25 protein-coding genes are annotated in these 23,399 nt (G+C 67.8%); 13 read left to right on the top strand and 12 right to left on the bottom strand.

All coding sequences use genetic code 11. The features are described 5' to 3' along the window. The first annotated feature begins 45 nt into the window (after window positions 1-45). Window positions 46-603, top strand: a complete 558-nt coding sequence (locus tag F1D05_RS21470) for a hypothetical protein (protein WP_185441939.1) — start codon at window positions 46-48, stop codon at window positions 601-603. Then, window positions 600-1,151 carry a hypothetical protein gene (locus F1D05_RS21465; protein WP_185441938.1) on the top strand — a complete coding sequence of 184 codons (552 nt, stop codon included), beginning with the start codon at window positions 600-602 and terminating at the stop codon, window positions 1,149-1,151. Before F1D05_RS21470 ends, F1D05_RS21465 begins: the two co-directional genes overlap by 4 nt. Here the strand turns inward: F1D05_RS21465 and F1D05_RS21460 are convergent, their stop codons facing one another. Beyond that, the gene (locus F1D05_RS21460; RefSeq protein WP_185441937.1) at window positions 1,152-1,427 is read right to left on the bottom strand and encodes a hypothetical protein; all 276 of its coding nucleotides are present in this window, start codon (window positions 1,425-1,427) and stop codon (window positions 1,152-1,154) included. It abuts the gene before it with no gap. An 83-nt stretch (window positions 1,428-1,510) separates the two neighbouring features. Here F1D05_RS21460 and F1D05_RS21455 point away from each other — a divergent pair, with 83 nt between their 5' ends. Next, window positions 1,511-2,464: a GlxA family transcriptional regulator gene (locus tag F1D05_RS21455; protein WP_185441936.1), complete on the top strand. Its 954-nt coding sequence runs from the start codon at window positions 1,511-1,513 to the stop codon at window positions 2,462-2,464. Window positions 2,465-2,505: 41 nt separating this feature from the next. Here the strand turns inward: F1D05_RS21455 and F1D05_RS21450 are convergent, their stop codons facing one another. From F1D05_RS21450 to F1D05_RS21430, 5 genes are all read right to left on the bottom strand, one after another. Further along, window positions 2,506-3,327: an ABC transporter permease gene (locus F1D05_RS21450; RefSeq protein WP_185441935.1), complete on the bottom strand. Its 822-nt coding sequence runs from the start codon at window positions 3,325-3,327 to the stop codon at window positions 2,506-2,508. After that, a complete protein-coding gene (locus F1D05_RS21445; protein ID WP_185441934.1) occupies window positions 3,327-4,334 on the bottom strand; it encodes an ATP-binding cassette domain-containing protein in 1,008 nt (335 codons plus the stop codon). The genes F1D05_RS21450 and F1D05_RS21445 overlap by 1 nt, the downstream gene beginning before the upstream one ends. A 155-nt stretch (window positions 4,335-4,489) precedes the next feature. Next, window positions 4,490-5,185 (bottom strand): PadR family transcriptional regulator, encoded by a 696-nt coding sequence (locus tag F1D05_RS21440; protein ID WP_185441933.1) that lies wholly within the window; start codon window positions 5,183-5,185, stop codon window positions 4,490-4,492. A 67-nt stretch (window positions 5,186-5,252) separates the two neighbouring features. Then, window positions 5,253-5,810, bottom strand: a complete 558-nt coding sequence (locus F1D05_RS21435; protein ID WP_185441932.1) for a GNAT family N-acetyltransferase — start codon at window positions 5,808-5,810, stop codon at window positions 5,253-5,255. A 42-nt stretch (window positions 5,811-5,852) separates the two neighbouring features. Then, a complete protein-coding gene (locus F1D05_RS21430) occupies window positions 5,853-6,932 on the bottom strand; it encodes an adenosine deaminase (RefSeq protein WP_185441931.1) in 1,080 nt (359 codons plus the stop codon). A gap of 92 nt (window positions 6,933-7,024) precedes the next feature. On the opposite strand from F1D05_RS21430, the gene F1D05_RS21425 reads away from it, so the two are divergent. The 3 genes from F1D05_RS21425 to F1D05_RS21415 all read left to right on the top strand — a co-directional run bounded on the left by F1D05_RS21425 (window position 7,025) and on the right by F1D05_RS21415 (window position 11,744). After that, window positions 7,025-8,818: an ABC transporter ATP-binding protein gene (locus tag F1D05_RS21425; RefSeq protein WP_185441930.1), complete on the top strand. Its 1,794-nt coding sequence runs from the start codon at window positions 7,025-7,027 to the stop codon at window positions 8,816-8,818. Further along, on the top strand, window positions 8,805-10,592 hold the full coding sequence (locus tag F1D05_RS21420; protein ID WP_185441929.1) for an ABC transporter ATP-binding protein: 1,788 nt from the start codon (window positions 8,805-8,807) through the stop codon (window positions 10,590-10,592). The genes F1D05_RS21425 and F1D05_RS21420 overlap by 14 nt, the downstream gene beginning before the upstream one ends. An 81-nt stretch (window positions 10,593-10,673) precedes the next feature. Next, a complete protein-coding gene (locus tag F1D05_RS21415; RefSeq protein WP_185441928.1) occupies window positions 10,674-11,744 on the top strand; it encodes a PDDEXK nuclease domain-containing protein in 1,071 nt (356 codons plus the stop codon). A gap of 1 nt (window position 11,745) precedes the next feature. On the opposite strand, the gene F1D05_RS21410 is transcribed toward F1D05_RS21415, so the two are convergent. Next, entirely contained in the window at window positions 11,746-12,207 is a 462-nt protein-coding gene (locus F1D05_RS21410; RefSeq protein WP_185441927.1) for a nitroreductase family deazaflavin-dependent oxidoreductase, read from the bottom strand. A gap of 123 nt (window positions 12,208-12,330) precedes the next feature. Here F1D05_RS21410 and F1D05_RS21405 point away from each other — a divergent pair, with 123 nt between their 5' ends. Continuing rightward, window positions 12,331-13,032, top strand: a complete 702-nt coding sequence (locus F1D05_RS21405; RefSeq protein WP_185441926.1) for a TetR/AcrR family transcriptional regulator — start codon at window positions 12,331-12,333, stop codon at window positions 13,030-13,032. 9 nt (window positions 13,033-13,041) lie between these two features. Here F1D05_RS21405 and aat read toward each other — a convergent pair whose 3' ends face one another. Further along, complete coding sequence (gene aat / locus F1D05_RS21400; RefSeq protein ID WP_185441925.1) at window positions 13,042-13,707, bottom strand: leucyl/phenylalanyl-tRNA--protein transferase; 666 nt, start codon at window positions 13,705-13,707, stop codon at window positions 13,042-13,044. Window positions 13,708-13,802: 95 nt separating this feature from the next. Between aat and F1D05_RS21395 the strand changes: the two genes are divergently transcribed. The 5 genes from F1D05_RS21395 (at window position 13,803) to F1D05_RS21375 (ending at window position 18,102) form a co-directional block, all read left to right on the top strand. Continuing rightward, complete coding sequence (locus F1D05_RS21395) at window positions 13,803-14,774, top strand: class I SAM-dependent methyltransferase (protein ID WP_219732956.1); 972 nt, start codon at window positions 13,803-13,805, stop codon at window positions 14,772-14,774. A gap of 46 nt (window positions 14,775-14,820) precedes the next feature. Further along, entirely contained in the window at window positions 14,821-16,023 is a 1,203-nt protein-coding gene (locus F1D05_RS21390) for a GDSL-type esterase/lipase family protein (protein WP_185441924.1), read from the top strand. 117 nt (window positions 16,024-16,140) lie between these two features. Continuing rightward, window positions 16,141-16,836: an EcsC family protein gene (locus tag F1D05_RS21385; protein ID WP_185441923.1), complete on the top strand. Its 696-nt coding sequence runs from the start codon at window positions 16,141-16,143 to the stop codon at window positions 16,834-16,836. Beyond that, window positions 16,833-17,234, top strand: coding sequence for a VOC family protein (locus tag F1D05_RS21380; protein ID WP_246485835.1), 402 nt, complete (start codon window positions 16,833-16,835; stop codon window positions 17,232-17,234). The genes F1D05_RS21385 and F1D05_RS21380 overlap by 4 nt, the downstream gene beginning before the upstream one ends. A gap of 31 nt (window positions 17,235-17,265) precedes the next feature. Then, window positions 17,266-18,102: a helix-turn-helix transcriptional regulator gene (locus F1D05_RS21375; protein ID WP_206685785.1), complete on the top strand. Its 837-nt coding sequence runs from the start codon at window positions 17,266-17,268 to the stop codon at window positions 18,100-18,102. Between the two features lie 111 nt (window positions 18,103-18,213). Here F1D05_RS21375 and F1D05_RS21370 read toward each other — a convergent pair whose 3' ends face one another. Further along, on the bottom strand, window positions 18,214-19,140 hold the full coding sequence (locus F1D05_RS21370; protein WP_185441922.1) for a hydroxymethylglutaryl-CoA lyase: 927 nt from the start codon (window positions 19,138-19,140) through the stop codon (window positions 18,214-18,216). Between the two features lie 78 nt (window positions 19,141-19,218). Here F1D05_RS21370 and F1D05_RS21365 point away from each other — a divergent pair, with 78 nt between their 5' ends. Then, complete coding sequence (locus tag F1D05_RS21365; RefSeq protein WP_185441921.1) at window positions 19,219-19,863, top strand: GNAT family N-acetyltransferase; 645 nt, start codon at window positions 19,219-19,221, stop codon at window positions 19,861-19,863. Between the two features lie 265 nt (window positions 19,864-20,128). On the opposite strand, the gene F1D05_RS21360 is transcribed toward F1D05_RS21365, so the two are convergent. The 3 genes from F1D05_RS21360 to F1D05_RS21350 form a co-directional block, all read right to left on the bottom strand. Beyond that, window positions 20,129-20,935 (bottom strand): metallophosphoesterase family protein, encoded by an 807-nt coding sequence (locus F1D05_RS21360; protein WP_185441920.1) that lies wholly within the window; start codon window positions 20,933-20,935, stop codon window positions 20,129-20,131. A gap of 79 nt (window positions 20,936-21,014) precedes the next feature. Further along, window positions 21,015-22,304, bottom strand: a complete 1,290-nt coding sequence (locus F1D05_RS21355) for a hypothetical protein (protein WP_185441919.1) — start codon at window positions 22,302-22,304, stop codon at window positions 21,015-21,017. Then, window positions 22,304-23,230: a hypothetical protein gene (locus F1D05_RS21350; RefSeq protein ID WP_185441918.1), complete on the bottom strand. Its 927-nt coding sequence runs from the start codon at window positions 23,228-23,230 to the stop codon at window positions 22,304-22,306. The genes F1D05_RS21355 and F1D05_RS21350 overlap by 1 nt, the downstream gene beginning before the upstream one ends. Between the last annotated feature and the right edge of the window lie 169 nt (window positions 23,231-23,399).

Genomic DNA, 23,399 nt, shown 5'->3' with positions numbered 1-23,399 from the left:
GTTGCAGTGATCCCTGCTCCCAGCATGGACCCGAATGGGGGAGTCATGACAGCAACGAAGCGCACCGCCGTGATGATGGCGGCCGCGATGACCGCCGCGATCGCCGTACCGATCTCCGCCTCAGCCGCGCCGGAGACGGCTGCGAGCACCTCGAAGGCCCGCGTAGTGCTGGCCCATGGCGGTCTCCGCGACCTGCAGCCCGCTGCCGCCGGAGCCTTCGACCGTGCCCGGGCGGCGCTCCTGATGGTGCAGTACGACGGTCGCAGCCTGGTCTGGCTGCAGGTGAACGGCATCGACCGGTCCATGGCCGGCCGTTCCTTCGGCGCACATCTGCACGTCGGCCCGTGTGTCGCTGGGGACGGCGCGGCCGCCGGACCGCACTACAACTCCGACACGGTCGCCGGTCGTGTCCCGCCGCGGATCGGACCGGACACGGAGATCTGGCTGGACTTCACGGTCACGCGGGCCGGGACGGGTTTCGCGATCACCAAGGTGCCGTTCATCGCACTGCCAGGTAACCGGGCAATCGTGATCCACCAGGAGCCGACCGATCCGAACGGTGTCGCCGGCCTCCGCCTCGCCTGCCTACCGGTGTCGTGGTGACGCACGATTTCGTGGGGCCGCCGTCTCGTCTGGTCGCGACCATTCCGCGGGCGGCATCGTCCGGGCTGCTCCTGGGATTGTGCTGGGGTGTCGCGGCCCGGGTGTGGATGCGGCTGATCTCCAGCAGTCCGGAGTTCAGTTGGAGTGGTACCGGCTTCATCGTCGGTGCCACCGCGATCGGTGGACTCGCGTTCGGCGTTCTGTACGGCGTACGCCAGGCCGGCCGGTCTCGCTGGTGGCGGCTACTCGGCCTGGTCTGGCTGGTCGTCCTCGCCGGGCCGGGGATCGTGTTCCTGCCGGCCCTCCTGCTCGGCGGACTGCTCTACCGGCGGCCGGCCTGGGCTCGTCTGCTCGGAGCCCTCGGCATCGTGGCAGCCGAGCTCAGCCTGGTGCTCGTCAACGGGGAGGACCCCGTTGAGCGGTGGCGGATGTACGGCGGGTTCCTGCTGCTCTCGCTCGCGCTCGCGGCGGGCTCCGCAGAGTTCTACCGGCCAAAGCCGAAGGGACGGCAGAACCCGAAGGCTCTACCGTCCCTGGCGTCGGCCTGATCAGGCTGCGTGGCGGCCGTGGTGCTGGTGGGTGAAGAGGCGGGCGCGGCGGATGCTCACGACGGAGGCGCGAGTGCCGGCCGGCTTGTGGGAGAAGGGTTCGGCCATCCCGCCGAGGGCGAGCAGGTCGAGCTTGGACCTGGCCTCGTCGCGGTCTCCGGCAACCCAGGATCCGGCCGGGCCGTGCTCGAACCCGGTGGAGTTACGCCTGTTGCTGCTTTCCAGAGCCGCGATGACGGCCAGCGCGAGTACTGCGAGGACGATGATTCCGGTCATGGCAGTAATTCTGCTACCAACTAGATCCAGCCACAATTGGCACTATTGACAGTCCTCCACTAATTCCTGCCATACTGGCTCGCATGCTGCAAAAGATCGCCGTCGTCCTGATGGAGGACGTCGCGCTGTTCGAGTTCGGCGTGCTCTCGGAGGTGTTCGGGATCAACCGGACCGACGACGGTGTGCCCGCGTTCGACTTCAAGGTGTGCTCGACCCGGCCGGGTGAGCTTCTGCAGACAAGCAGCCACTCCGCCGTGATGGCGCCGTACGGGCTGGAGGAGCTGGAGGACGCCGATCTGGTGGCACTGCCGGCGACCACGTGGCGGGACGAGTACGACGAGCGCATCCTCGACGCGCTCCGCCGGGCGCACGAGCGCGGCGCGATCCTGCTGACCGTCTGCTCCGGCGCCTTCGTGCTCGCCCGGGCCGGCCTGCTGGACGGCCGCAACTGCGCGACCCACTGGCGGTACGCGAAGCTCTTCCGCGAGCAGTACCCCCTCGCGAAGCTGGACGCGGACGTGCTGTTCGTCGACGACGGCGACATCATCACCAGCGCCGGGACAGCAGCCGGTATCGACGCCTGCCTGCACCTCGTCCGCCGCGAGCTCGGTAGCGCGGTCGCCACCCGGATCGCTCGTCGGATGGTCGTCCCGCCGCAGCGCGACGGCGGTCAACGCCAGTACGTCGAGGTGCCGGTGCCCGAGTCGTCCGGCGAGAGCCTGCAGCCGGTGCTCGACTGGATGGTGGACCACCTGACCATCGAGCACACCGTCCCCGAGCTCGCCCGCCGGGCCCGGATGTCGGACCGGACCTTCGCCCGCCGCTTCGTCGCCGAGACCGGCACGACCCCGCTCAAGTGGGTCACCACCCAACGCGTCCTGCACGCCAGAACCCTGCTGGAGCAGACGAAACTCGGCATCGAACAGATCGCCACCGAAGCCGGCTTCGGCACCGCCGCCCTACTCCGCCACCACTTCCGCCGGGTAGTAGGCGTCCCACCCCAGGACTACCGCCGAACCTTCCAGACCGCGAGCTAGTACTGCGTCCTCCCACGGAAGCGGGAGGGCGCAGTACGAGGTCAGACGGAGCGTTGGTAGGTGCGGAAGGCTCGGGTGGAGAGGTAGGCGACGATGAGGGTGAAGGCGAGTAGGTAGGCGCTGTGACGGCCTGCTGAGGACCAGTCCGGGTTGGCGGAAAGAGCTTGGCGGGCAGCGATCGCGGCCCAGTCGACCGGGTTGAAGCGGGCTGCCACCCCGACCCAGTGCGGGGCGAGTTTCGGGTCCAGCATGATCGATGACAGGAACGTCAGCGGCAGCGAGATGAACTGCGAGATCCCGATCAGCGCCTCCTGTTGCCGGGTCAGCAGCGCTACCGCGTTCGAGAGCGACCCGAACGCCGTACCGACCAGCATCGACACCACGATGGTGACCAGGTAGCCGACCACGCCCCCGTCGTACCGGGCACCCGCGGCGAAGCCGATCGCGAACACCAGGATGGTCTGCAGGATCGTGGTGGTGCCGTTGCTGATCAGCTGACCCGCCATCAGCGCGCCCCGCCGGACCGGTGAGGCGAGCATCCGGTCCATCACCCCGCGCTCCATGTCGGCGATGAAGGTGGTGCCGTTCCAGCCGCTCGTCATCAGCGCGGTCATCATCACGATGCCGGGCGTCAGGAACGCGATGTAAGACGAGTCGCTGAACCCGGGCAGCGCCACGACCCCCTTGAACAGCTGGCCGAACAGCAGCAACCAGATCGCCGGTTGCACCAAGGTGAAGACGATCAGCGCGGGCGACCGGTACTGCGCCCGCAGCCATCGCCCGGTGATGAATCCGGTGTGACTGAGGAAACCACCTCGACCGACCTGAGCCGGCGCCGTACGAGCTGCGGTGATGGTCGTCATCAGGCAGCCCTCCCCTCTTCGTTGCCGGCGTTCTTCTCGGCCGACTTGAACGATCGACCGGTGTATCGCAGATAGACGTCGTCCAGCGACGGCCGCGACACAGTCACCGCGGAGACCGGAATCGCCTTCTCCTCAAGGGCTCCCAGTACTGCGGGGACCGCCGTCGCGCCACGATCCACCCTTGCCCGCAACGTGTTGCCTTCGACAACGATCTCGCCGAGGCCCGGCAATCCCGACAGCAGCCGCTGGACGGTGCCATCGGCATCGGGATCGACCAGCTCCACGTGCACCGAGTCGCCGCGCAGCTCGGCCTTCAGCGCCTCGGGGCTACCTTCGGCCACGACCTTGCCCCGGTCGACGATCGCGAGCTGACCGGCCAGCCGGTCGGCCTCCTCGAGATAGTGGGTGGTCAACAGGACGGTGAGACCCTCAGTACCGGCCAGCCGGCCGACCTCGTTCCACAGATCCGCCCGTGCTTCCGGGTCCAGACCGGTGGTCGGCTCGTCGAGGAAGAGCACCCGCGGCCGGTGTACCAGACCGAGCGCGACATCCAGCTTCCGTTGCATACCGCCCGAGTACGTGCGGACCTGCCGATCGGCCGACTCGGTGAGGTCGAAGCGTTCGAGCAGCTCCGCGGCCCGGCGTACGGCGTCCTGCCGGGAGAGCCCGAAGATCCGCCCGCTCAGGACGAGGTTCTCCACCCCGGTCGCCATCGGGTCCGAGCTGGACTTCTGCGGTACGTAGCCGATCGCCCGGCGGACGGCGTCCTGCTGCTTGGCCACGTCGTAGCCGGCCACTCGCGCGGTACCGGAGTCGGCCCGGGACAAGGTGGTCAGGATCTTGACGGTGGTGGACTTGCCGGCCCCGTTCGGGCCGAGCAGCCCGAGGACCACGCCTTCCGGGACTGCGAAGGTGAGTCCGTCGAGCGCCCGCAGCGGCGGCTTCTTGCGCCCGGCGGGATAGGTCTTCACCAACTCTGTTGCTTCCAGGGCATGGGTAGCCGCCATGGTTCGAACTCCTCAAGGTGAGTGCTGAGGAGCCGATCCGGGCGAGCTGGCTATCCTGATGGTTGCGCCTTGGGTGCCAGGTCTCGCTTGCGGGATCGACTCGAGGAACTGCGGCCCTTGACCTCGGCGTTGCCGCGCCTCGGTCGAGGGCCGTCCTACATACCTTCCGGCGGGACCTCCTTCATCCAAGGCAGGTCTTCCCCGAAGTACTTGACCGGGTTCTTCAGCACCTCGACGGGCGTGATCCCCAACTCGGCGACGAGTTCGTGGGTCTTGCGCCAGAAGGCGCTCCCTTCCAGGCCGTCGACCCGGATCTCGCCGGCCAGCCGCTGGGCGTAGTCCCGCTCGGCGGTGAGCAGGGCCAGCCGGAACTCCGACTCCACCCAGAAGATCCGGGGAAACTTCCTGGCCTGCATGAACTCGTGCGCGGCGACCGCCTGAGCAATCTGCTCCTCCAACGCCACGACCCGCTGCTCCAGCAGCTCGACGACCCGGTCCGGCGAGAAGGCCGGCAAGTAGGCCAGGCCGGCTTCCAGCTGGCTGAATTCCTTCTCCGGCGTCCCGAGCAGCTCGGTCAGCCAGTCCGTGAACTCGCTCCGGCCCGCCTCGGTGATCGCGTAGACCGTGCGCTCGGGACGGTTGCCCTCGCGCAGGGTCTCGACCGCCTCGATGAAGCCGGCCTTCTCCAGGGCTGCGACCACGGAGTACAGGGAGCCGTAGTTCAGCTTGATGCTGCCCTCTTTACCGCGGGCCTTGAGCATCGTGGCGATCTCGTACGGGTGCATCGAGCGCTCGCCGAGGCTGCCGAGCACCGCGAACGCGAGCGGGTTCGCCACCTTGCGCCTGGGCATGATCGACCTCCTCGATCTCGATTACTCGAAATCGAGTATTAGGATTCGTATACCCGATGTCAAGTAGTCAGGCAGGGCGCTCGAAGATCAGCTCCAGGCCGTCTTCCTCGTCCCACTGATCGCCCTTCTGGGTGAACCCGAACGAGGCGATGGTGGCGAGCGAGGCCGCGTTGTCCGGGCTGATCGTGGCGCGAACCACCCGTACTGCGGGCTCGGTGGCAGCCCGCTCGATCAGCGCGGCCAGGATCGCCTTCGCGAAGCCCTGCCGGCGGTACTGCGGATCAACGGTGTAGCCGACCTCGACCATCCCGTCGGCATCGGGCGGCCCGTGATAGCCGGCATAGCCGACCACCACCTCACCGGGCCCAGCGCCGGCCGGCGCAGCTTCGGCCGATTCAGCTTCGGCCGACTCGGCGAGGACGGCCCGGGCGATCCAGCCCGCCGCCTCCGGCTGCGTCTCGAGTTGCTTGAGCCGGTAGTTCCACAACCATTTCGCCCGGTCGTCGACGAACAACTCGCCGAGCTCGACGCCGGATTCGGTGCGCGCGGCGTCCAGGTCGTCCGCGAGCAGGGCGGACATGGTTTTCGCAGACAGCTCCGCGAAGCGGAGGCGATGTGGGGTCATACGGTCGACTCTGCGGTGCGCGGGGCCGGGCCGTCCAACGGATTAGGCGAGCGCCTCGGCGTACCAGGGCTTGATGATGCCGTCGATGATCGCGAGCCGCTCGTCGAACGGGACGAAGGCGGACTTCATCGCGTTGATCGCGAACCAGCGGAAGTCGGCCAGGCCGTAGTCGAACGCCTCGGCGAGCAGGGCCAGCTCGCGGCTCATCGACGTACCGCTCATCAGCCGGTTGTCCGTGTTCACCGTGACGCGGAACTTCAGCTTGGCCAGCAGCCCGATCGGGTGCTGCGCGATCGAGTCGGCCGCGCCGGTCTGCAGGTTGGAGCTCGGGCACATCTCCAGCGGGATCCGCCGGTCCCGCACGTACGCCGCCAGCCGGCCGAGCTCGACCTTCCCGTCGAGGCCGGCCGATCCGTCGTACGAGATGTCGTCGATGATGCGTACGCCGTGACCGAGCCGGTCCGCGCCGCACCACTGGATCGCCTGCCAGATCGACGGCAGGCCGAACGCCTCGCCGGCGTGGATGGTGAAGTGGGCGTTCTCGCGCTGCAGGTACTCGAACGCGTCGAGGTGCCGGGTGGGCGGGTAGCCCGCCTCGGCGCCGGCGATGTCGAAGCCGACCACCCCGGCGTCACGGTAGGCGACCGAGAGCTGCGCGATCTCCATCGAGCGCGCCTGGTGCCGCATCGCGGTGAGCAACTGACGCGCCACGATCGGGCGCTCGGCGGCGGCCATGCCGTGCTCGAACCCGGCGCGGACCGCATCCACCACCTGCTCGAGCGACAACCCGGCTGTCAGGTGCTGCTCGGGCGCGTAGCGGATCTCGGCGTACACGACGCCGTCCGCGGCCAGGTCCTGCACGCACTCGCTCGCGACCCGGGTGATCGCCTCGGCGTTCTGCATCACCGCGACGGTGTGGTCGAACGTCTCCAGGTAGCGCTCCAGCGAGCCGGAGTCCGCCGACTCGACGAACCACTGCCCCAGCTCACCGGCGTCCGTGCGTGGCAGCCGGTGGCCGATGTCAGCGGCCAGCTCCACGATCGTCGCCGGCCGCAGGCCACCGTCCAGGTGGTCGTGCAACAACACCTTCGGCGCATCCGCCAACTGCCCAGCCGAGATCATGACGCCATCCTGCCAGCCCGTACTCCGGGCGGTGGATCCCGATCCGGCAAACGTTCAAGTTTTCTGGGGGTGGGTGGTGCCATGGTGGGTAGGTGGCCCAGTTGCGCAGTCGTCCTGAGTGGCAGTTCTTCGCCGTACTGCCGAAGGCGGACCCCGTGCTGGCCGCTGTCTGGTGGCTGCTCCTGCTGGTGCGGGGCGCGTTGCCGGCGGTATTCGCGATCGCCATGGGCTGGCTGGTCGGCGCCGTCCAGCACCACCACGGGCTGACCGCTCCGCTGACCTTGATGGGTACGACGTTCGTGCTGCTGCAGGTGCTCACGCCCGTCCATCAAGCCGTGAGCGCGAATCTGGGCAGCCGGGTCGCCGCTTGGCTCAACGACGAGCTCGCCCGGGCGTGCGTGGAGCCGCCGGGGATCGGGCATCTCGAGGATCCGGAGTTGATGGAGGACCTCACGGTCGCGCGCGAGTTCGACCGCGGGCAGACCGGGCCGCCGATGTACATGAATGTGGACTTCACGGCCAGCAGCCTGGTCGAGATGGTCGGCGGGATCGCCGCCACGGTGGTGTTGTTCGGCTTCAACTGGTGGGCGCCGTTGGTGCTGGTGGTCGCGTGGAGCGCGACGCATTGGTTGTTGCGGGAGAGCGGGGTCTGGCGGGATCGGAACACGTCGGAAGTCCGTTCCGCGCAACGGCATGCGGACTATGCGTATCAGCTGGCAGTCGAGCCGGGTGCGGCAAAGGAGCTGAGGTTGTTCGGGCTCGCGGGCTGGGCTGTGGAGCGGTTCACGGAGCGACGGCGGCGGTTGTTCGAGCTGCAGTACACGGCGACGCGGTTGCGGGAGCGGCCGATGATCTGGAGTCTGCTGATCGTGGTCGTGGCGAACGGCCTGGTCTTCTGGGCGCTCGGCTCGGCCGCTGTCGGTGGCAGCCTGGGGCTGGATCGGTTGGTGGTCTTCGCCCAGGTGGCGATCGGGGTCAGCTCGATCGCCTTCGGCGGGTTGAACTGGGTACTGGACGGAGCCGCGGCGCCGGTGGTCGCAGTACAGAAACTGAAACCCGCGATGGCTCCGGCAGGAGCTTTGCGTCCAGGCTCTGGCGCTAGTGCCCGGGGTCCGGTCGAAATCAAGATCAGGGATCTGAGCTTCAGCTATCCGCGATCCGCGCGGCCGGTGTTCGACGGGTTGGAGTTGGAGATTCCGGCTGGTTCGTCGCTTGCGGTCGTCGGGCAGAACGGGGCGGGTAAGACCACGCTCGCCAAGCTGTTGTGCCGGCTGTACGACCCCGGCACCGGCTCGATCGAGATCGACGGGGTGGACCTCCGGGATCTGGAAGTGGACGGCTGGCGCACGCGGGTTGCCGCGGTTTTCCAGGACTTCCTTCGTCTCGAGCTCTCCTTGCGGGACAACGTGGCGCCCGCCGGTGCTCCGGAGGCCGATATTCTCGCCGCGCTCGCGGATGCGGGCGCAGGGGACTTGGCCGATCTTGATACGCGGTTGGCCACGGGGTACGAGGGCGGCACGGACTTGTCCGGCGGCCAGTGGCAACGAGTCGCGCTGGCGCGGGCGCTGTGCGCAGTACGGCAAGGGGCAGGCCTGGTGTTGCTGGACGAACCGACGGCCCAGCTCGATGTTCGAGGCGAGGCGGCCATCTTCGAACGGATCCTGACGGCGACGCGGGGTGTCACCACGATCCTCATCTCGCACCGGTTCTCGACCGTCCGGCATGTCGACCGGATCTGCGTCCTGGAGCACGGGCGGGTGATCGAACTCGGCAGCCACGACGAATTGATGGCTCTCGGCGGGCGGTATCGGACGATGTTCGAACTGCAGGCGCAGCGTTTCTCGGTCGAGGTCGATGAGGAGGGGATGAGCTATGACACGCTCTGACGACCTGCCGAAGGCACTGCCGGCGATGTGGCGGCTGTGCAAGCTCGGCTACCAGCACGAGCCGGGTCTGCTCGTCTTCGCCTTCGCGATGACGCTACTGGCCGCCCTGCCCGACGCACTGCTCGCGCTGTGGCTGAAGGTCCTGGCTGACGGCGTACTGCGCGGCGACCGGTCAGCCGTGTTCGTGGCAGCCGCCGGGATGGCGTTGTCGGTCACCGCGACCTGGTTCCTGCGCACGTTGTCGACGCGGATCTCGCGGCGGTTCCGGGATCGCGTCACCATCATGCTGGAGGCCCATGTCGCCCGCTTGCAGGCGACCGTCGCCACTGTCGAGCACCACGAACGCCGCGACTACCTGGACCGCCTGTCCGTACTGCGCAAGCAGGTGTTCGTGCTCGACCACATGTACATGTCGCTCTTCTCGACCTGCGGCTGGATCCTGCGGCTCGCGGTGACTGTCGGCCTGCTGATGTCGATCCACCCGGTGCTTGCTTTGCTGGTGCTCTTCGCGGTGCCGACCGTGGTCAGCTCCAGTTGGCGGCCGGGTGTCGAACGGGAGACCGAGGAGCAGAACGCTTCCCACCAACGGCTTTCGGATCATCTCTTCCGGACGGCGACCACACCGGCGCCGGGCAAGGACGTCCGGGTGCTTGGGATCGGTCCTTCGCTGGTGACGGATCGGCGCGGCGAGTGGGAGCGCTGGTTCGGGCCGATCGCGCAAGTCCGGTGGACCAGCGCCGGTTGGCACGCGGCCGCCTGGGCCATCTTCGGAGCGGCGTACGTGGGGGCTGTGCTGTTCGTCGCGTCCGGACTCCACGCGTCGGTGGGGAACGTGCTGCTGATCCTCGCGGCCGGCGCCCGGCTCTCGTCGTACATCGGGGCGACCGTCGGCGAGATCGGCTTCCTGCGCGGGATCTGGCTGGACGGATCGAGACGCCTGGTCTGGTTGGAGAACTACGCGGCCTCGTTCGACGTTGGTGCCGATCTGCCGGTGCCTGAGCGGCTCACCGACGGGATTCGGCTGGAGGGAGTTTCGTTCAGCTACGCCGGCGCCGAGAAGGTTGCCTTGGACAACATCTCCTTGCACCTGCCGGCCGGGAAGGTGATCGCGATCGTCGGCGAGAACGGCGCCGGGAAATCGACCCTGGTGAAGCTGATCGCAAAGCTGTACGAGCCGACGAGCGGCCGCATCCTGCTCGACGGCCAGCCGTTGAACCGGATGCCCGCGGACGCTTGGCGAGACCGGATCGCCGGCGCCTTCCAGGACTTCTTCCGCTTCGAGTTTCAGGCCCGGCACAGCGTCGGCCTAGGCGACCTCCCCCGCCTGGACGACCCAACCGCCGTAACCACCGCCGTGGGGCGGGCCGGAGCCGACGACGTAATAGAGCGCCTCGAAGACGGCCTGAACACCCAACTCGGCTCAACCTGGCCCGACGGCGCAGAACTCAGCTTCGGCCAATGGCAAAAACTGGCCCTGGCCCGCGGCTTCATGCGCGACAAGCCTCTACTACTGATCCTCGACGAACCAACAGCAGCCCTGGACGCCGAAACCGAACACGCCCTCTTCGAACGCTACGCAGAAGCCGCCCGCACCAGCACCGACGGCCGAATCACCGTCCTCGTCTCCCACCGCTTCTCCACAGTCCGGATGGCAGACCTGATCATCGTCCTCGACGGCGCCCACCTAACCGAAACCGGCACCCACACCCACCTAATGACCCTCAACGGCCACTACGCCGACCTATACCAAACCCAGGCCACCGCCTACCGCTGACCCAGACGGCCTTTTGATCTGCCCTCAGCTTCCCCGCAATGCCCTTCGTGTCGGACGCGTTGGCCCGGCGAGGCTATCTGCATGAACGACACTTCCCCGCGCTTTGCGACCCCACCGTCCAAGACCTCGATGCCCAGCTGGTGTCCCGACCTGCTGGACTCGGTCGCCTCTCACGTTTCCTCCGGCCATCGCCGGGCCGTCTCCGCCGCCAACGCCGAGATGCTTGGTTCGTACTGGTCCGTCGGCAGGGAGATCCTCGACCGCCAGGACCAGGAAGGATGGGGCAGCAAAGTCATCGACCGCTTGTCGGCCGATCTCAAGGAACGCTTTCCGGGCACCAAGGGCTACTCGCCCCGCAACCTCAAGTACATGCGCTCGTTCGCGCTCGCCTGGCCGGATCCGGCAATTGTGCAGCGCAGCGTTGCACAATTGCCCTGGCGCCATCACGTGGCCCTGATGGAGAAGCTGGACAGCCCAGACCTGCGGCTCTGGTATGCGCGGGCGACGCTGGAACATGGGTGGAGCCGGGATGTGCTGGCCGTGCAGATCGAGACCGGATTCCATCGACGGGCCGGTAAGGCGGTTACCAACTTCGCGAGTGCGATCACCGACGAGCGGTCCGACCTCGCCCAGCAGGCGACCCGTGATCCGTACCTGTTCGACTTCGTCGGCACCGCGGAGAAGCTGCGCGAGCGAGAACTGGAACAAGGACTGATCGACCACATCGGGAAGTTCTTGCTCGAACTCGGCCAGGGCTTCGCCTTCGTCGGGCGACAGGTCAGACTCGACCTGGGCGGTGACGAGTTCTACTGCGATCTGCTCTTCTACCACCTGAAACTTCGGTGCTACGTGGTGATCGAGTTGAAGGCCGTCCGTTTCGATCCTGCCTTCCTCGGTCAGTTGAATCTCTATACGGCCGTGGTGGACGACATCCTCGCCACCGAGGATGACAAGCCGACCGTCGGACTGTTGCTTTGCCGATCCAAGAACAACGTCGTCGCCGAGTACGCGTTGCGGGGTTACCGGACGCCGATCGGAGTGTCTGAGTGGATCACTGCCGCTAGCGAGTCCCTGCCCGACGAGGTTGCCTCGGTTCTCCCCAGCGTGGCTGAGTTGGAGGCCGAACTCGCTGGTGGACCAGAGGAGCTGTGAGTCAAGCGGTGTGGATCTTGAAGACGGGGACGCCGGGGGCTATGTGGAGGAGGCGTTCGGTGCTGGAGTCGGCGCGGACGTCGTCGCCGAAGAAGGCGCCTACTTCCCAGGCCCACTTCTTCAGGTAGAGGCGGAGTACGTCGGGCTTGTCCGCGTCGGCGACCTCCTCGGCCCGGAAGGTCTCGACCTTGCGACCGACGCGGAGCGTGCCTTCGCCGCTGGCGCGGAGGTTGCGGACCCACTGGACGTGACCGCGCGGAGCGACCAGGTAGGGCTGACCGTCGACGGTGAGTAGGTTGACCGGGTTGCTGCGCCACTCGCCGGACTTGCGGCCGCGGACCGCCAGCACCCGGCTGCCCATCAAGCTGATGCCCAGGTTGGTCAGGCCGGCGACCACCTTGTTGAAGGCCAGCATGCTGCGCCGGCCCGAGGTCAACACTCGCTTGTCGTTGTACTCCTGCATGGCGCTTGCTCCCTAGGTCTTCGAGAGCGGTGCTCTCTGTTGTGACCAGTGAACAGGCTGGCCGACGCGCTGTCAAGTGCAGTGCTCTCGATTTAGTCCAGTGCTCGTGGCAGACTGACCGGCATGAACGCCGGACGCACCGCTCGGGACCGAGCCCGGGCCGAGTTGACCCAGGAGATCAAGGACGCCGCCCGCCGCCAACTCGCCGCGGAGGGCGCCGAGCGACTGTCCCTGCGAGCGGTCTCCCGCGAACTCGGCATGGTGTCGTCCGCGCTCTACCGGTACTTCCCGAGCCGCGACGACCTGCTGACCGCGCTGATCATCGACGCGTACGACGCGCTCGGCGTCGAGGCGGAGAAGGTTGGCGCCAGCGGGCAGGATCCGCGCGCCGCTTGGATCGCGGTCTGCCACGCAGTACGGGACTGGGCCAAGAGCCACCAGCACGAGTACACCTTGATCTACGGCTCGCCGATCGCGGGCTATCAGGCACCGCAGACCACGATCCAGCCTGCCAGCCGGGTTGCGATCATGTTGCTAGGGCTGCTGGCCAAGGCCGACGGCGAAGGCGTTCTCGACCCGGGCGAAGCACGCGAGTGTTCCGGCGTACTGGCTGAGCAGGTCAAGACACTCGAGGAACTGGCTCCCGGCGTGCCTGTGAAGGTGCTGACGCGGACGATGGTCGCGTGGACTCAGCTGTTCGGGATGATCAGCTTCGAGTTGTACGGCCAATTGGTCGGGACGATGGATCCGGCCGACGCGTTCTTCGCGGACACGGTGGAACAGATGGCCGACTTCGTCGGTCTGCGCGAGCCTGCTGTCAACTGAAGGCGGCAGTCAGCTGAAGGCGGCGGGAAGCGGGCAGGCGAGGGCGCGTTCCAGGCGGTAGATGTACTGCTCGCGGGGAAGCGCGATCGCGCCGAGGGTGGCGAGATGGCTGGTCACCCACTGGATGTCGAGCACCCGCTCGGACGCGTACTTGTCGTCGAGTAGCTCGATCAGCCCGGCAACAGCCGCCTTCGAGCCGTCTGTCTTGTGGTGGAACATCGACTCGCCGGCAAAGAGCCCACCGACCGCCACGCCGTACAGGCCACCCGCCAACTCGTCGCCGTCCCAGGCCTCGACCGAGTGCACCCAGCCCATCTGATGCAGCCGCGTGTACGCCGCGATGATGTCCGCGTCGATCCACGACCCGGGCCGGGTCGGATCCGCGCAGGCCCGGATCACCTGGTCGAACGCGGTGTTCACCCGGATCTCGAACTTCTCCCGGGCCCGGCGCAACGACCGCGACGGCTTGTACCCGTCGACCTCGATCACGCCACGATCCACCGGCGACCACCAGAGCAGCGGTCCATGGCTGTCCGGCATCGGGAAAAGCCCTCGCTTGTACGCCGCGAGCACTGTCCCCGGCTCAAGATCCGCCCCGGCCGCGACGACGTCGCCGGCCCCGGCAACCCCGACCGGCGGGAAGTCCCAGACAGACGCAGGAGGTTCGATCGGCACCGCACCATCCTGACGCACCCCCTGGCGGCGAAGCTGCCCGGGCTCCGCGCAACAAATGTTGCGCATGATCGCCGTAGGCAACATATGCTGCGGACGTGAAACCAACGAGACGGATCGTGGCCGACGTCGTCGGTGCCGGCGGGCTGGACGGCCTGACCCGGGTGACCACAGTGCTGACCGCGCTGGAAGCGGAGCGGGCCGAACTCATCAGCCAGCTGCGATCGCAGCGGCTGGCGAGCTGGGAAGAGATCGGACTGGCCTGCGGCATGACCCGGCAGGGCGCCAGCCGGAGATGGTCGCAACAGGCACAGGCCACGTCGTTCGGCGACGCGGCGGCCGCGTACCAGCGAGGGAGACCGCCCTATCCGGCTTCAGCAGTCGATTGGCTGGTACCGGCCGATGCCCGCAGAGTCCTGGATCTGGGTGCGGGGACCGGGAAGCTGACCCGGCTGCTGGCCGACCGCGGGTTCGAGCTGACCGCGGTCGAACCGCTTGCGGAGATGCGGGACGAGCTACTCGCCGCTGTGCCGACCGCCACTGTGATGGACGGTTCCGCCGAGAAGATCCCGGTCGCGGATCACAGCCTCGATGCGGTCGTGGTGGCTCAGGCTTGGCATTGGTTCGACGCGTCGGCGGCGCTGCGGGAGGCCGCTCGGGTGCTGGTTCCAGGCGGGACGTTGGGCCTGGTCTGGAACGACCGCGATCTGAGCGTGCCGTGGGTGGCCGAGCTTGATCGCATCCTGCATCAGCACGGACCGCAGGTGATGGACACCCAGCCCGAGATCGGAGCGCCGTTCGAGCAACTGGAACGGCTGGAGGTTCGCTGGGAACACCAACTGACCCGAGCCGACGTGCTCGACCTGGTGGCCTCCCGCAGCTACGTCATCACCTTGCCGCCCAGTGAACGAACCGAGTTGCTGAACCAGGTCGCCGAGTTGCTCGAGTCGCACCTCGACCTGCGCGGCCCGCAAGCAACTCACGATGCCGTATGTGACCCATTGCACCCGAGTCCGGCTTTCCCGACCGTGACTCGGCTTGTCGCTGCGGAAAACGATTGCGGTGAGTAGCGGAATACGTTTGCGGTTAGGTGGTCTGGCTTGCAGGCTTGCAGGCATGAACTCGGAGCCCAACGACATACCGGACCGCCCGTCGACGGATTGGATCAGTACGCGGCTCACCGCGGAAATCGTGCGGGGCGCGCTCGAACTGGAGCCGACCGAGTACGGCGTACAACCGCATCGGCTGCTTGCCCAGGCTCGTGCTCAGAACACCGACGGACAGCTGGCCATGTCGGAGTCCAAGCCCGCCGGCGTACGGCTGGCCTTCCGTACTCGGGCTACGGCCATCGAGCTGGACGTGCTCCCGACCAAGATGGCGTATTTGGGTGCCCCGCCGGTTCCTGACGGCGTGTACGACCTGGTTGTCGACGGCGTTCTCACCGCGCAGGCGAGTGTGACCGGTGGCAACGTCCTGACTCACGACTGGTCCACCGGGTCTTCCGAACTCACCCGCGGACCTGCCGGCACGCTCCGATTCGAAGGGCTTTCCGCTGACGCCAAGGACGTCGAAATCTGGTTGCCGCACACGGAAACCACCGAGCTCGTCGCCCTGCGAACCGACGCAGCGGTCGAAGCCCTGCCGGATCGCGGCCGGAGAGTGTGGCTGCATCACGGGAGTTCGATCAGCCACGGATCGAACGCCGGCAGTCCCAGCGCGACCTGGCCGGTACTGGCTGCAGCGCTCGGCGAGGTGGAGCTGATCAACCTGGGCTTCGGCGGCAGTGCGCTCCTGGACTCGTTCACCGCGCGGACGATGCGGGACACTCCGGCGGACCTGATCAGCGTCAAGCTCGGCATCAATCTGGTCAACACCGACCTGATGAGGCTGCGTGCCTTCGGCCCGGCGGTGCACGGCTTCCTCGACACGATCCGCGAGGGCCACCCGACCACGCCGCTACTCGTCATCTCGTCGGTCTACTGCCGGATCCACGAGGACACTCCCGGTCCGGCAGCCCCGGACTTCAGCACCGGCAAGATGCTGTTCCAGGCCACCGGTGATCCTGCGGAGGTCGCTGCCGGGAAGCTGACGCTCAGCGTGATCCGGCGCGAACTCGCCCGCATCACGGCGTCCCGGGCAGCCGAGGGTCCCAACCTGTACTACCTCGACGGCCTCGACCTGTACGGCGAGGCGGACTATGCCGAGCTGCCGCTGCCCGACGAACTGCACCCGGACACCGCGGCCCACCGCCGCATCGGCGAACACTTCGCTGCCCACGCCTTCGCGCCCGACGGTCCGTTCACCGACAAGCGCCCGTAGTACGGGGGACCGGCCAGGGTTTCTCCCGAGTGGCGGGTTCGGAAGCGGCACGTAGAGTTGAGGATGCGCCCAGCCTCGGAACCCGGGGAAAGGCGTCCCGAGTTCCGAAGGAGCACTGTGGCCGGAGTAGCCAGGTTCGTCGCCAGCAGTCTCGCGCCCGCTGCCCAGCGGTTCGCCCCACAGGCCGCCGCCGGCATCCTTCGTCAGGTGCTGGAAGTCGCCATCGACGGGTACCAGCGGTTCCCCGGCGCGGAGAAGGTCGCCGCGAAACATCTCTCGAAGAACAGCGACGACCCCGAACTCGCCGTCGACACCGTGATCGAGCAGCACATCCGGCTGGCCGGCGTGCAGGGGTTCGTGACCAGCATCGGCGGGTTGATCACGCTGCCTGTCGCCCTGCCCGCGAACCTGACCGGGCTCGCGATCGTGCAGGCCCGGATGGTGGCTGCGATCGCCCATCTGCGCGGCTACGACCTCGACGATCCACGCGTACGGACCGCGGTGATCACCTGTCTGCTCGGCGAGGACGGCGTCACCGACCGGCTGAAGAAGGCGAGCCTGGTGACGTCGCCGCTGGCGATCGCGACCGCACCGGTGTTCGACCCCGAGCTGGACCGGCAGGTGGCAGGTGAGGTCGTCGGCGAGCTGATCGCGCGGATCGGCGGCAAGCGGATGGCGATCACGGTGACCCGGCGGGTGCCGTTGCTCGGGGGCGCCGTCGGAGCCGGAGTCGACGGCTGGTCGACGTACCGGATCGGTCAGTACGCCGACAAGAGTCTGGTCCGGCGGGCCCCCCGGTCCATCGAGCAGTGAGCGCGGATCGGGTGATCGCGCCGTTTTGGGGACCGACGCTGGATTGCCCGGACCCGCAGGTGCTGGCCGAGTTCTACCAGCGGCTCGGCGGCGGGACGATCATGGTGTCGACCGAGAACTTCGTGGAAGTCCGGTGTGACGGGTTCAGTCTGGGATTCCAGCGCGACCTCAACTATCGGGCGACCACGTGGCCGGATCCGCGGGTGCCGCAGCAATGTCACCTCGACTTCAAGACGGCCGACTTGGATTCCGCCGAGGCCGAAGCGATCGCGGCGGGCGCGACGAAGTCCGCAGTACAGCCGCATCCGTCGGTGTTCCGGGTGCTGGTCGATCCGGCTGGTCATCCGTTCTGCCTGTCGACGTGGGGTACGCCGGCCGGGCCGCCGGAATCCCGCTGAAATTGTCGGAGCCGGGTGTCAGGATGCTCTGGTGAGCACCCATCGCGCCGAGCTGGGGGATTTCCTCAAGGCCCGCCGGGCGCAGGTGACCCCTGAGGAGGTCGGCCTGCCGCCTGGGGGACGACGCCGTACGCCGGGGCTTCGGCGCGAGGAGCTTGCCCAGCTGGCCGGGGTCGGCGTGACTTGGTACACGTGGCTCGAGCAGGGCCGCCCGATCAACGTGAGCGGCCAGGTGCTCGACGCCGTCGCAGGGACGTTGCGGCTGACCGATCCCGAGCGGGCGCATCTGTATCGGCTGGCCGAGGCGACCCCGCTGCGGCCGAGGTCCGGCGTCTGCGCGAGTGAGCCGGTGCTGACCGAGATCCTGACCGCGCTGGATCCGCTGCCGGCGGTGATCACGAACACCCGCTTCGACATCGTGAAGTCGAACGACGCGTTCAGCGACCTCTTCCACGACTGGCACACGCTGCCCTGCGTGCACAAGAACCTGCTCTGGTGCATCGTCACCGAGCCGCTCGCCCGGCAACAGTTGCTGAACTACGAAGACGAGGTTCCCTACCTGGTCGCGCGTCTCCGTACGGCGTACGGGGAACACATCGGCGACGCCGACTGGGAGGAAGACCTCGCCCGGTTGCGCAAGCTGAGCCCGGAGTTCGCCGAACTCTGGGCGCGGCACGAGGTCACCGACTGCACCCCACGCCCACGCCACGTCGTCCACCCAACCGCAGGCGAGCTACACCTCACCGTCACCGAACTATCCGTCCCAGCCCACCCCGACCTGGTGATGTTCGTAGAAACCCCCACCGACGCCCTCACCCGCGAACGCCTCCCCCTAACCCGCCGATCGCTGGAGCCTGCCGAGGCCTGAGCGACCTCGGTGCTCCGGATCCGCGGGGACAGGGGGCCGAATCCTGCTCGATGCGAGGGTCAACCAACCTGCTCGATGCGAGGCTCGGCCAGCTTTCTCGATGCGAGCTTGTCAGCCGGCGAGGGCTTGGACCACTCGGCTGGCGGAGGGTTTGCCTAGTTGGGTGGCCATCCAGGTGCTGGTGGTGACGAGCCTTTCCAGGTCGACGCCGGTTTCGATGCCGAGGCCGTCGAGTTGCCAGACCAGGTCTTCCGTCGCGAGGTTGCCGGTCGCGCTTTCGGCGTACGGGCAGCCGCCAAGGCCGCCGGCCGAGCTGTCGACCGTGGTGACGCCCTCGCGTAGTGCGGTCAGGGTGTTGGCGAGCGCCTGGCCGTAGGTGTCGTGGAAATGGACGGCGAGCTTGTCGACTCCGACGCCTGCCTTGCCGAGCGACTCGATCAGGCTGATCACCTGGCCGGGGGTGGCGACGCCGATCGTGTCGCCGAGCGAGAGTTCGTGGCAGCCGAGCTCGACCAGGCGTGCGCCGACCTTCACGACCTGGTCGATCGGTACATCGCCCTCCCACGGGTCGCCGTAACACATCGAGACGTAGCCACGGATGCTCAGGCCGGCCGCGAGCGCGCGCTCGATCGTGGGGGTGAACATCGCGAACTGGTCGTCCAGGGTGGAGTTCAGGTTCTTCGCCGCGAAGGTCTCGGTGGCGCTGGCGAAGATCGCGATCTCCTCGACGCCAGCGGCAAGCGCACGGTCGAGGCCGCGTTCGTTCGGGACCAGGACAGGAGCCCGTACTGCGCTGGGCAGGTCGAGCTGCTCGAGCAGTTCGGCCGCGTCGGCGAGCTGGGGAACCCACTTGGGGTGGACGAAGCTGGTGGTCTCGACGGTGGTCAGCCCGGCCTCGACCAGCCGGCGGATGAACTCGGCTTTCACCGCGACATCCACGATCGCCGACTCGTTCTGCAGTCCGTCCCGGGGCCCGACCTCGTAGATCGTCACCCGGTCGGGCAGTCCCTCGGCCCGAACCTGCTGCGGTTTCCGCACCTTCAGCCTCCGTCTCGACCCGCTTGGTGAGCAGGTGCTCGTCTCCGCCCGGAGGGGTCTCCTCCACAATGGCGGGTGATGACAACTCTGGCTGACATTCTGCGCGGGATCGAGGGTGGAGTGTTCCCGGCCCCCGATCTCGAGGTCGAGGTGGTTCCGGCACCGTCCGAGCGGGAATCGGGTGTGGTCGCCTTCACGGCACACATCGTGGTCGCCGCGGACGTGGATCCGGATTGGGTCGCGGCACGAATTCCGGCTGGAGATTTGTCGGCTCCGCTCAACCCACCGTTCCTGTTCGCGCTGGAGCAGCTGACGGGACGACGGGTGAACGCGATCGACGCGATGTTGCTTGCGCCGGCACTGGCCGATCCTGCCGAGCGTGCGATCGCGGTCGACGGATTGACCGAGTTCACCGACCACACGCATCCGCGGATCCAGCGGGCCCGGCGGTATCGCGACGGCGTACGGGCTTATGCCGACCCGTACGGCGGGTTGGTGGTGATCGGGAACGGTCTGGCCGGGCGGCTCGAATGCGCGCTGGAGGTGCCCGACGGCTCCCGCGGCAAGGGTCACGGCCGTCGTCTCGCTCGCGCCGCACGCGCCCTCATTCCCGCTGATGCGCACATCTGGGCCCAGGTAAGCCCCGGCAACGCCGCCTCCCTACGAACCTTCCTCGCCTCCGGCTACACCCCGGTAGGCTCCGAAGCCCTCCTCACCCACTGACCCCGGCGGGCTTGGCAATCCCTTCGCGCCTTCCCCGGTCCGAGTGCACCCTCGTCGGCTCCGACGCCCTCCTTACCGCAGACCTCGGCGGCCTCACTCCGCGTCTTCCGCGCCGCCGACTACACGCCCGTTGGCTCCGAAGCTCTCCTCGACTGCTGACATCAGCAGGCTTGGCCCGCCGTAGCGGTTGGTGCGGTGTTCGCCGCGGCCGGTGGGTGGTCCGACCCCAGGTCCCCGTGCCTCGCCGCCGGCTCCCGGGCTCTCCTCAGCTGCTGACCTCGGTGGGTTTGGTTGTAGCGCGGTGGTAGGTGGGTGGGGTGTCGGCGTAGTGGTCGCCTCGGTAGATGCCGTGGATGATTTCGGATTCGTAGCCGGCCAGTTGGGGCATGGCGAGGGTTCGGGCGAGCTCTAGTTCGGCGGCTGCGTCGTACGGGACGCGGACGAACTGGATCGAGAAGGGGGCCTCGTCGAGGGTGTCGGGGATTCCTTCGAGGATCACGTAGACCGGGGTGGGGTCGCTCATGCTGTTGCCGACGCTGCCGGTGTTGAAGAGGGTTCGCCGGTCCAGGTCGACCTCGTAGAACGGGTCGTGGGTGTCGCCGTACCCGACGACGGTGGGGAGGGGGCCGTCGCCGGTGGCTGGGGTGTTCTCGAACATGCCGAGGAACTCCTGCTCGTCATGGTCGAACCGGACTCTGCGGTGCACCGTCGTCGCGGAGGCGTGGAACAAACGGATCCTGCGACCACTGAGGATGAAGTCGTGGCTGAACGGAAGGTCCCGCAGCCACTTCCACTGGTCCTCGCGGAGTTCGTTCTTCCACCAGCGCAGGCTTTCGTTGTCGATCTCGCGGTCCGGATCCGGGAGGAAGTCGTCCCAGTTGCCGAGGATGTTCACCTCGCACAACTCCCGGCATCGGTCCACCACCGCGCGACCACGGGGTCCCTTCCCGACGTAGTCGCCGAGGTTGAAGATCCTGGTGATTCCGCGCGCTTCGATATCAGCCAGCACCGCCTCCAACGCCGACAAGTTCCCATGAACATCCGAGATCAACGCAATCCGCTCCAAACCCATCCCCCCATCATCAACTGTCCCCAGTTCAGCCGCAGGGGTGGTGGTTGGAGGAGGCGTTCGGCGGGGTGGGCCTGGCGCGTTATCCGCTGCCGGTGGGGCCGGTGGGGGGTGGGGTTTTGGTGGAGGAGTTGTTGGATGAGCGGTTGCTGCTGCGGGCGCTGGTGGAGGGGCGGCTGTTGGTGGGGGTGGGGGTGCCGCCGCCGGGTTCGCCTGCTGAGTGGGAGGCGGCTCCGGCAAGGCCGCCGCCGGCCTTCTTGGCGCCGCCGACTGCGGCTCCGGCGGCGGCTAGGCCTGCGCTGGCGCCTACGCCGATCGCACCCGTGGCGCTGCCGCCTCCACCGCCTCCGCCACCACCTCCGCCGCCTGAGGCGCCGCCGGGGCGGCCGCCTGAGCGGCCTAGGTTGATGGCGCCGGTGGCCAGGTTGCCGGGGTCGGCAACGGTGCTGCCCATGCCGGCGCTGCCGCCTGCTACCGCGGCGGTGATGGGTACGGCGAAGCGTAGGAGTGCGGGTAGGGCGAAGACTGCCAGGAGCATCATCATCAGGCCGGTCAGCGCCTCGACCAGGCCGTTGCCGGACTTGTTTGTCATGCCGGCTTCGTTCATCTTCATCGCAGCCGCGTAGATCAGGGCGGCCGCTGGTTTGTAGGCGACGAAGGCCAGCGCCCAGGCACAAAACTTCTTGAACCAGGCCTTGCCGGCTTCGGTGTTCGTCGCGGCGGCGGCGATCGGGAACGTGCCGGCGAGGAGCACGAGCATCGCCGACCGGATCAGGAGCAGGATCACCTGGACCACCGATGCGATGAACACCGCGACGCCGAAGAACATCGCCACGATCAGCGGCATCCCGCCGACTCCGGCGCCCTGCGCCCCACCCTGCAGGACGAGACCTCCGAGCGCGCTGTGGAAGTCCTTGCCGCCGGGCGTCGCCTTCTGGACGATGTCCAGCGCCAACGAATCGGAGCCGGCGGACAGCAACTGGATCGTCGCGGTCCCGGCGCCGGCGACGATCACCAGCAACATTGTTGCCTTGAGCAACTCTCGGAGCGGTTCGGCGCGCTGCTCCCAAGCGGTCCGTATGCCGGCGATCAGCACCGCGAACGTGAACACGCTGACAGCGACGGCCGTCGAATACTGATGCAGGTAGGCGACCGGACCGCTGTCGGTCCAGGTCTCGCCGTGTTCGCCGCTCTGGGTCGCGAGCACAGGGTTGTCGATCTTCATCCAGAACGTGGCGATGGCCTGGAGCCCGGCACTGGCCGCCTCACCGACCTTGTCGGCGAGGTCGTTCACCATGTTCGTCGCGACGTTGGTCCCGGCCGACTGAAAACTCTCGCGGACCTGACAGGCGACATCGAGCTTGCTGCACATCAGACACCGCTCCAGGCGACGAAGCCGGAGAGGTCACGCTGCTGCGCGTACGGCGCGCCGACGGACCCACCGGGAGTGGGCGGCACCACTCGCCAGTCGCCGTCGCGCCAGACCAGGGTGAAGTTCGCGCTGACGTATGCGGTCTCGACGGGCATCGCGAGCAGCACCGTGGCTCGGTCCGCGGTGGCATCGAGGACGCGGAAGCCGGCGATCTGGGTCGGGTTCGAGTCCTCGTCCGCCTGCTCCTTCCGCAGGTCCGCGAGCAGGGCGTCGGTGTTGAGGCCGGGCAGCATCAGTTTGCTGACGGTTGTCAGGGCTTTGGCCTGGTCGGCCATCGCGGCGACGGCGCTGTACGCCGCGTAGACGGCGCCGGTCGGCGAGTGCGCGAAACAGCGCCGGAAGCCGTCGGAGTCCTGCTTCGCCGGTCCGTACGCCGAGGAGCGCGGGACCACCACCCGGCGACTGACCTCCCAGCCGTCAACCGCAGGCGCTTCTGCCGGGATCACCTGCTCCCCAGCAGGCGCCCCACACCCCTTCCCAACACTCCCGACCTTTGGATCCCCCGAGGCAGGAACAGCAGCGCCGCCAGAGGAGGTGCCGCAGGGGGCGGGATCGCTGGTGGCGGGATCGCGCCGCCCCCGAGGGGTGGACCCCGGGTCACCAGACGAGGGCTGCCCGCCCTCGGCCGCGGCGCACGAGTTGGCTCCGCCCTGGCCGGAGGCATCCGGGTCGGCTGCGTTCGCAGTACGGGAGTCGCCCGATCTCGCGGAACCGGGGCCGCCCGCGGCCGCGGTGCTGGCTCCAGCGTTGGTGGAACCAGGGCCGGTGATCAGGAGGAGGCCGCCGCAGAGGAGGACTGCGCCGATCACGATGCAGGCGGCGATGAAGCCTCGTCCGTAGGGTGAGTTTTCCTCGTTCGCCTTCATCACGATCCCCGATCTGGCCTGGCCGACTACCTGTCGAAGACCAGCCTCGCAAAGATCGGCGGACCGCCGCGGAAGTTATCCACAGCCGATTGTCACGCTCAGTTCCCCATCGATCGTGTCCCGACCTGTAGCCGATGGGTCACCCCGTGTAGCGAAGTGACCGGGTCAG

The sequence above is a fragment of the Kribbella qitaiheensis genome, from assembly GCF_014217565.1.
Lineage (GTDB): Bacteria > Actinomycetota > Actinomycetes > Propionibacteriales > Kribbellaceae > Kribbella > Kribbella qitaiheensis_A.
This window is presented reverse-complemented; position numbering and strand designations above follow the sequence as displayed.